Source organism: Dietzia sp. SLG310A2-38A2, assembly GCF_014145095.1.
Lineage (GTDB): Bacteria > Actinomycetota > Actinomycetes > Mycobacteriales > Mycobacteriaceae > Dietzia.
Window position 1 is genome coordinate 1 of record NZ_JAALDX010000137.1, and the last position, 2,220, is coordinate 2,220.

The following is a 2,220-nucleotide window of genomic DNA, read 5'->3' on the forward strand; positions in this document are numbered from 1 at the left end:
CGAACCTCCGGCCCCCGCACCCGCACCGGGCGGCGACGCCGCGACACTCGCGCCGGTGCCCGGCCCGCTCTACTGACGACACGACCTGCGAAAGGCCCCTCGATGACCGATCGACGCAACCCGGGACAGGGACCGCGGGTCCCCTCGGGGGCCCCTCGCGGAAGCCGGTCGGGTGACGGTCGGCCGCCCACTCGGTCCGGCAGGGTCCTCACCACCGCGTCGACCGACCGGCGGTTCACGTGGATGCGCTCCGCCTTCGCGGTGATCATGGTGATCGCGCTGGTCAAACTCCTGTGGGTGCAGACGATCGGCGGCACCGAACTCGCGGCCCGGGCGGAGAGTCAGCGGCAGGTCCACCAGGTGCTCCCCGCCACCCGTGGCGCCATCGTCGATGTGCACGGTGACCCGATCGCGTTCACCCGTGAAGCGCGTGACCTGTCTATCCAGCCTCTGGTCGAGCAGCGCAACGCGGAGGCGCGCAGGGAACTGGACCGCACCAAACCCACCTGGGACCAGCTTGTCGACGAGATCGGTGACGAGTTCGAGTCCGTGCTCGGGGAGAAGGCCGACCGCGACGAGATCGAGGCCAAGCTCACCTCCGAGGGTGGCTTCACCTATCTCGTCCGCAACGTCGACGTGACCCAGGCCAACGCGATCATCAGGAAGTTCCCGATGATCGGCGCGGAACGTGTGGACATCCGCGAGTACCCGGGCGGAGCCCTCGCGGCCAACGTGGTGGGAGCCACGTCCAAGAGCGACGACGGCAAGCTCATCGGTCTGCAGGGCATCGAGGCGACCTTCAATGACGAACTCGACGGCGAGGACGGCCGCCAGACCTTCGACAGGGCCCAGGACGACACCGTGATCCCGGGGACGCTGCGAAACGTCTCGGCACCACGCGACGGCGACACGATCCGCCTGACCCTCGACGCGGACCTGCAGTGGCACGTGCAGAAGGCCGTTCAGTCCGCCAAGGACTCCTCGGGGGCGCAGAACGCGTCCGCGGTCGTGTTGGACGCCCGGACCGGCGAGGTGCGTGCGATGGCCAACGACAACACCTTCAACCCTGCGGTGGGCATCGGCGCCGAACTCGAGCGCGGGGCCGACCTCGGTAACCCGGCGATCACCTCGCCGTTCGAGCCCGGGTCGGTGCAGAAGATCATCACCGCCGCGGCGGCGATCGAGGCAGGGCTGACCGATCCCGGGGAGGTCCACTCCGTGGACGGGAGCATCAGTATGGAGGGGGTGACCGTCTCCGACGCATGGCAGCACGGACCCACGCCGTACACCACCACGGGGATCTTCGGGAAGTCCTCCAATGTCGGGACCCTCATGCTGGCCCAGCGCGTCGGTAAGGAGCCGTACTCGGAGTACCTGGAGAAGTTCGGGTTGGGGCAGCGCTCTGGGATCGAACTCGCCGGCGAGTCGGACGGCCTGGTGCCCGACCTGCAGAACTGGCAGGGCGGTACCTTCGCCAACCTGCCGATCGGGCAGGGGTTGTCCATGACGACCCTGCAGATGGCGGGCATCTACCAGACGATCGCCAACGACGGGGTCCGGGTGCCGCCCCGGATCGTGGCCGAACGGGTGGACCCGGACGGTGAGACCCACGTGTCCGAGCGGCCGGAGGGCGAGCGGGTGGTGAGCGAGCAGACCGCTCGCACGGTGCGCGACATGTTCCGCTCGGTGGTCCAGTCCGGGCCGGGAGCACAGGCGGGCACGGGTCCTCAGGCCGCTGTGGCCGGGTACCAGATCAGTGGTAAGACCGGCACGGCCCAGCAGATCGACCCGTCGTGTGCGTGCTACTCCAACTCCCGGTACTGGATCACCTTCTCCGGGATTCTGCCCGCCGACGATCCGCGGTACGTGATCTCGATCATGCTCGACGCCCCCCAGCGCGGCGCCCTCGGCGCGTCCGCCGCCCCGCTGTTCCACGACATCGCCTCCTGGCTGGTCAACCGGGACAACATCCCGCCGTCCGCCCCCGCAGCCGACCTGATCCTGCAGGCGCAGTGACCCGCGACCGGCAAGGTAGCGTGTAGCGGGTTCACGGGGGGTCACGGACAACGAGAGGCAGGTCGAGAACAGGCGATGACGACAGCGGCACAGCTGGCGGACGCGGTGCGCGCCGGCCTCCTCGGCGACAGGGCGGCAGCCCACACGGAGCTCACCGGCGCCACGATCCGGGCCCAGGACGCGGTGCCGGGCACGCTGTTCGCG

General features: G+C 69.6%; 1 protein-coding gene. It reads left to right on the forward strand.

The features are described 5' to 3' along the window. Positions 1–102: 102 nt before the first annotated feature. Positions 103–2,016 carry a penicillin-binding protein 2 gene (locus G6027_RS05260; protein WP_182636052.1) on the forward strand — a complete coding sequence of 638 codons (1,914 nt, stop codon included), beginning with the start codon at positions 103–105 and terminating at the stop codon, positions 2,014–2,016. The last annotated feature ends 204 nt before the right edge of the window (positions 2,017–2,220 follow it).

Excerpts from the sequence above, each read along its gene's own strand:
- G6027_RS05260 (WP_182636052.1), top strand. The coding sequence starts at position 103 with ATGACCGATCGACGCAACCCGGGACAGGGACCGCGGGTCCCCTCGGGG.